At 65.5% G+C, this 6,000-nt stretch carries 6 protein-coding genes; 2 read left to right on the top strand and 4 right to left on the bottom strand.

From position 1 onward, the window contains the following. Nucleotides 1–62: 62 nt before the first annotated feature. The 3 genes from ACP4J0_RS33490 to ACP4J0_RS33500 form a co-directional block, all read right to left on the bottom strand. On the bottom strand, nucleotides 63–443 hold the full coding sequence (locus ACP4J0_RS33490; RefSeq protein ID WP_426602466.1) for a DUF6009 family protein: 381 nt from the start codon (nucleotides 441–443) through the stop codon (nucleotides 63–65). 178 nt (nucleotides 444–621) lie between these two features. Then, entirely contained in the window at nucleotides 622–2,160 is a 1,539-nt protein-coding gene (locus tag ACP4J0_RS33495; protein WP_426602467.1) for a DNA primase family protein, read from the bottom strand. Continuing rightward, entirely contained in the window at nucleotides 2,157–3,236 is a 1,080-nt protein-coding gene (locus ACP4J0_RS33500) for a bifunctional DNA primase/polymerase (protein WP_426602468.1), read from the bottom strand. Before ACP4J0_RS33500 ends, ACP4J0_RS33495 begins: the two co-directional genes overlap by 4 nt. A gap of 1,094 nt (nucleotides 3,237–4,330) precedes the next feature. On the opposite strand from ACP4J0_RS33500, the gene ACP4J0_RS33505 reads away from it, so the two are divergent. Beyond that, a complete protein-coding gene (locus tag ACP4J0_RS33505; protein ID WP_426602462.1) occupies nucleotides 4,331–4,678 on the top strand; it encodes a beta/gamma crystallin domain-containing protein in 348 nt (115 codons plus the stop codon). A 307-nt stretch (nucleotides 4,679–4,985) separates the two neighbouring features. On the opposite strand, the gene ACP4J0_RS33510 is transcribed toward ACP4J0_RS33505, so the two are convergent. After that, a complete protein-coding gene (locus ACP4J0_RS33510; protein ID WP_426602472.1) occupies nucleotides 4,986–5,387 on the bottom strand; it encodes a transposase in 402 nt (133 codons plus the stop codon). Between the two features lie 67 nt (nucleotides 5,388–5,454). Here ACP4J0_RS33510 and ACP4J0_RS33515 point away from each other — a divergent pair, with 67 nt between their 5' ends. Next, the gene (locus ACP4J0_RS33515) at nucleotides 5,455–5,763 is read left to right on the top strand and encodes a Smr/MutS family protein (protein WP_426602469.1); all 309 of its coding nucleotides are present in this window, start codon (nucleotides 5,455–5,457) and stop codon (nucleotides 5,761–5,763) included. The last annotated feature ends 237 nt before the right edge of the window (nucleotides 5,764–6,000 follow it).

Raw genomic sequence — 6,000 nt, forward strand, 5'->3', positions numbered from 1 at the left:
TGCCCCGACCGCACGGCCGACGGCTAGCACGTGGGGAAGAGCACGTCGACTTCCGAGCTGACTCAAGACGTTCCGGCGGTGATCGCCGGTCCACGCTGAGAGCGCTCGGTCTTCGTTCCGGGCTTCTTGGGCTCGATGGTGAGCGGGTCCACCGCTTCGCCGGGAGCCCCCTCCTTATAGAGGCCGTGGGGAAGACTGTCCCGATCATGCGGGAGCAGGAAGAACACGCGCCGCCGGTACAGGCCGCTATCGGGGTCGGGTTCGGCGCTGTCGTCCAAGCGGGCGTATCCGACCATACGGCCGTCGCGGAGATAGGGGGGCTTGGTGTTCCGCCGCCTGGTCTTGTCCAGGGTCTGGCGGACGTAGTCGAGCGTTTCGGGGTCTTCCAGCCACACCACGTCGTCTTCGCGGGCGAGGTCGCATTCGGTCAACAGCGAACTCATGGCTGCAGCCCCTCCTTCGTCAGCCGGCGCGAGCGGGGCCAGCCGGTGTGGTTGTCATGGCTTGTACAGGGGACGAGCCCGTACAGGGTGGGCACCTGCGGGCGGCGGGCCCGCAATCCATCGTAAGGCGACTTGCCGCATTGAGGCAGACCTCCCTGCCGGTCCACGGGGCACCTCGTCATTCACTCGTTACCAGGGCAAGATTCGGGTAGTACTTCCGACCGTTGGACTTGATCATGTCGTTGGGTGATGCCAGCCCCAGTTCCTGACGCACCCGCGTCGCGAAGGCCCTGGCCGTGGCGGGCCGGAGCCCCTCCCCCGCATGGCACCAGGCACTGTACTGAGTGTAGAGAAGGCCCTGCTCGACGCGCATGTCACCGCCCTCCGCAGCCGGCCCACGGGTGCAGCACTCGGACAGGAACCGGCCGATGTGGTCCTCGGTGGTCGCGTAGGCGGTAGTAGCGATACGAACCCGGTCGGGGCCTTCGAGCGGATCACGCGTGGCAAGGTAGCGGCGGGCCCCCTCGATGAGCCAGTGCAGGATCCCGGGCCCCTCGTCGCGGACGAGTTCGAAGGCCAGATTGTCGATCTTGCGAGCGTCGGAGACGACGCGTTCGAAAGGCAGCAGGCGAATACGCCGCCAGAACGCGAAGCCTCCGGTGGACACCTCAGGACGGTGGTTGCCCAGCAGCCACAGATGATGCGTCGGGGTGAAGGAGAAGTAGTCCTGCCGCATCCGTCGTGCCTTGATCTTGTCTCCACCCGTCAAGAGACGTACCCGGGCCTCGTCGAACTTGTCGTTCGGCTTCAGCTCGCTGCACACGACCAGGCGTCGCCCGTGCAATTCGGTCAGCTCCGTGGAGTGTTCGGAGAACGCCCCCCGGTCCATCAGGAATCCGGGAGGTGCGGCGTCCGCGTAGTCGCCCAGGATCTGGATCATCGTGTCGAGGAGGACGGACTTACCGTTCTTGCCCTGACCGTGCAGGAAGGGCAGAACCTGGGCTCCGACGTCGCCGGTGATCGAGTAGCCGAGCAGCAGGTGCAGGAAGTCGATCATCTCCCGGCCCTCTGCGTCGTCCCCGAAGGTGTCCACCAGGAAACGCTGCCAGCGGGGGGCAGCGACGGGTTGCGGCGCCACACTTGTGGCCCGGGAGTGGAAGTCCCGAGATGGGTCAGGCTTGCGGAGCGCTCCGGTGTGGAGATCAACAATGCCGGCGGGAGTGCACAGGGCATAGGGGTCGCCGTCGAGAGTGTCAGGGTCGACGGACAGATCCGGGGAGGCCTTGGCCTGTGTGAGCAAGGCTTTCATCCCCGTCGTGGACAGTGTCCGGCGCTTGTGGGTGCGCAGCTCACGCTCGCTGTACAGGCCGCTGGGATCAGTGTCAGCGAGATCCTCGGCCATCTCGCCCGCCGCCCACAGCGCAGCTTTCTCCCCGCCACCACGCTTCCACCGGTAACCGTCCCAGGCAAACCAACCGAGCCCTTCGACGTGCCGGAATTGCTCTCGGTAGATCTGGACGAACAGCCGCGCATTACCCCGGTCGGACAGCGACTTGGGCATCAGGCCGCTGGGAAGGTGGGTTGCCAGGGGCTTCGCGGCGCCGCTCTGGGCAGGCAACAGCCCGCCCGCGGGGGGCGCCGGCGCTTCCCGCAGGTCAAGCATCTGCTGGGCCGCAGCCTGGGCGTCGAACGGCGGCATGTTGTCGGCGCTGCTCATGAACGTCCTTGGAGATGGAGCGGTCGAGCGGCCCCTGCAGTCAGGGCGTCGCTGATGATTCTGGCGTTACGGGTGCGCTGCCGGGGGCGGGCCTGGTCTGCGGTCTCTTCCAGGAGCAGGCGTACGTCGGCCTCGTCGAAGTGGCCGCCTGCAACAAGGCCTCCGGCGGTGTAGGCCGCTCGGTTCAGCTTCTCCGTGAAGGCCGCTCCTTCCGACAGGGCCCCACAGGCTGCGACCTCGGCGATGAGCGAGTCCAGGACGCGGCGCGCACCGGCTGCTCCGGACACACGGCGGGCGCATGGAGCCGGTACAGAGGGCCGGGCCGCACGAGGCGGGGTGATCTCATGCCCGGTACGCGCCAGTTCGGCATGCAGCCACTCAGGCAGGGGTGCAGGCAGACGGGCCGGCCCCACCGGTTGGTAAATGCCCTTGTCGGTGCGTGTGGTGGGCGCGACAATGTACCCGCCCGTGGCCCGGACGTCGACCTGCCAGGCCAGGGCTACCTTCGGGCTTGACCCTGTTGAGCAGCGCAGGGGCAGGCGACCATCGCGCTTCCTGTACCACACGTGCAGGCCCCCGGAGGGTGTGCGCACACGCAGGGTTGTGTGGTCGTGGGCAGGGTCTTGGCGGCCACGATAGGCCGCCAAGAGGGCCAGGGTGTCGAAGCCTGAGGCCAGTCCAGTGAGGTTGACGGGTTCGGGGATGGGGATGCCGGGCAGCAGCCTACTGCGGTCAGGGATCGCCGCGGAGTGTGCGTCGATGTCAAGCACCACGAGGTTGGCGGGCCCGGTGGCCACACCGATTCCCGACGAAGGGGAGGCGGACCACCAGGCGTCAATGAGCGCCGGATCGGTGGTCGCGGCGTGGAACCCGTGACAGGGACGCCCGGCTGGCAGACACGGGCACTGTGCGGGCGTGTGACGGTTCTCCCTGCACTTGGCGCAGTTGGCCCGAGGGGTCTTCCTGCCAGGGGCCAAAGGGTGCACGGGCCAGGCCTGCGCGGCACACCAGCGGGCTACGGCATGCGGCGTGGTCGGCCGAGTCTCAGACCCGGAGAACTCACCGGAGCGCAGCACGTGGATCCTTCTCGTCGGCATGGGTCCCTGAAAAGGTAAAAGACCTGGTCAGATGGGCTGTTGACGTAGCCTCAGGGACCGAAGGGACTATGTTTCGGGAATGAGTGTAGAGGCTGAGCCGTGCGACGCCGTGCACCTGGGGCGTCGCACTATTCGTACCTGAGTCCCTTTGGTCCCTTGGGAATATCACAAGGGGCGTCCCTTTTGGGTTTTTTGTGAGTGCCGAAGGGACTCTGGGCTTAAGACTCTCTCACGCCTCGGCCCGGCGTGGCGTGGCGTGAGAGACGGGCCAGAGGGAGCGGGGGCGGCCCGGGGGACCGGAAGGGACCCGCCACAGGGGCCCTGAACCTGTGGCAGGGACGGGAGCCCCTTCGGTCCCTCACTCCAAAAGCGCAGGTCAGACGAGGTCTCGCCCAACCCGAAGGGACTGAAGGGACCAGACTCTCCAATTATGAGTGAAACAAGTATAGGTACTACGACCCTACTCATGCGCCCGCGCATGAGTAGACATGCAGGACTGACTCATAATTGGAGAGTTCGGTCCCTTCAGTCCCTGACTGAGTGCTAACACATGCTCTGAGCTGCGCTTTTACTACAGGGACCGAAGAGAGACTGAGAGGGTTCCAACCCCTGCTCAGGCAACTCCCGCCCCCATCCGCCGGTCTGGTCACCCAACCCCTGGTAGCAGGCATCCGGGAGAACCCGACTGCGGGCCTGACGGCCAGGAGCCTGACCAGCCCTGACTGGCGGGCTGGGGGTGATGTCCATGCAGCTTGCGGAACGTTGTCTGCCCCCACCCCCCGGTCGCGGCCTTCGTCGGTATCGATACCGACGCTGAAAACGCTCCAGCCGCTCCCGCTCTGGCCGACAGGGCCCAGCCGTCGCTCGTCGAAAACGCGCGCGGCAAGCACTGGGCGCCCGTGCCCCCTAGCTGGAGACGGCCCGCGCAGTCGCAGACAGACGGGCCGTCACGAAAAAAACAGCATCACCGGAGATTGAGTGAACCAGCCGACCCGAGAGCTCGTTCAGAGTGATGTGGACCGAGGTCACCCTCCACTCACATAACGAGAATGCATCCTTCACTAGGGGTAACAATGAGGCGCTCACTCACGCGAATCATCGTCGGAGCCGTCGCCACGGGAGTTGCGGCGGTCGCCCTGCCGATGAGCTCGGCGGTGGCCCTCAACGGCACGCCGTGCAGCACGAAGGCCGGCCCGAGGACCGACATCGTCAAGATCACGTACAACAGGGGCGCCAGCACCACTTGTCTCGCCAACGCCGGCCTCATAGAGAGGCACTTCCCCAACGTGACGCGGATCAGCTCGGGAAACAACAAGATCCGGTTCGTGTCCAACGGACGCACCTACAGCATGGGCAAGTGGCAGAAGAAGAGCATCGTGGACGGCACTCCGCAGCGCATCACCCGGCTGCGCATTCTCTGAGTGGACCTATGAGATATCGAAGCCCAGGCGCCGCTCCCGCGGGGCTGGCCCCGTCCGGCGACTGCACGGCGAACGCCTCGCCCGCGCAGGAGACGGCGGTACTCGTCGTGGTCGTAGCCGCGGTTCGCAGCCGCGGTCCGCTAACAGCGCGCCGGCTCGCCGGCAACGCCGGACGGCGTTGCCGACCGCGGCTGGGCGCTTGTCGAGCAAGGGCAGGAGTTCGGTGACGTCGTTGCGTTTTGCCGCCGGTCAGCGACACCGCGAGCGGGATGCTCTGGCCGACGGTGAAGACATGGTGCTTGCTTCCCTAGACGTGTACGGCCGACCGGGCTGGGACCGTTTCCGGCCCCTGGGTACAGCCCGGAGGTGGGAGGAGTCGATCACTGTCCTTGACCAGTCCAGCTTGTTCTTCGACCGCAGCATCTTCAGCAGTACCGCGTGCGACTGGCCCCAGACACCTGTCCTCGGTCCAAGCCGCCAGACCCCACCAGCAGCTCTTGCCGGGAGCGAAGCCCAGCTTCTGCGGCAGGCACTGCCACTGGATGCCGGCATGCAGGACAAATAGGATCCCGTACAACGCCCCCCGGTCCGGCGCCCTCGGCGGACCCTCGCCCTGCCCCGGCCCTGGCTCCGGCGACAACGGCTCGATCCCCGACCACAATTCATCCGAGACGAGCCACGGCCGTGACTGTCTCTTCCTCACGACCACACCAAAGATCCAGCGGGCCAACAGTCACGTATCAACAGATTTTGTTAGAGCCAGTTGAGGAGACAGATTGATCACCGTAGATCTGCATCCGATTTTCAGGAACAATCGTGATATTGAGCTGACACTGCGACAGACAATCCTCAAAGCGGTGCATACAGGCGAGGATGTCGTTCAATTCATTCCGGGTAAAGGATCAGGGCAGCTCAAGCAACGGGTACTGACGTTCCTCGCGCAGAAGCACATCAAGAAGCTGTACCACGCTGTCGAAGCCCTTCCAGGAAACAGCGGCAGAGTCATTGTTCGCATGACTCCGTCGTCCGGGGCACGCTCCGCTGCCCCAGTGGACGACGAGGAAGACCATGATTGGGGCATGTGATAAAGAAGCCGGTGTTCGGTGAGGCCGCAGACCCGCCATCAGGGTTACGGCCTCACCAAGAGTCGTCGAAGCCAGAATCGTCCTTGGCGGCGCTTTGTCGTCACCTGAACGTGGTGGCGGTGCCGTCGACGCGGAAGCCGCCGCGCCAGTCCCCGATCCTGCTTACTGTCCCTAACAAAGCCGTTGAACGTGGCGGTAGGTGATCACGCAGACCGCCAGCCCGAGGAATGCTTCGTG

Origin of the sequence: Streptomyces sp. WG7 (genome assembly GCF_049975785.1) — a bacterium.
In the GTDB taxonomy this organism is placed as follows: domain Bacteria; phylum Actinomycetota; class Actinomycetes; order Streptomycetales; family Streptomycetaceae; genus Streptomyces.

Coding starts and splice junctions, on each gene's coding strand:
- ACP4J0_RS33490 (WP_426602466.1), bottom strand. CDS start 443: ATGAGTTCGCTGTTGACCGAATGCGACCTCGCCCGCGAAGACGACGTG.
- ACP4J0_RS33495 (WP_426602467.1), bottom strand. CDS start 2,160: ATGAGCAGCGCCGACAACATGCCGCCGTTCGACGCCCAGGCTGCGGCC.
- ACP4J0_RS33505 (WP_426602462.1), top strand. CDS start 4,331: ATGAGGCGCTCACTCACGCGAATCATCGTCGGAGCCGTCGCCACGGGA.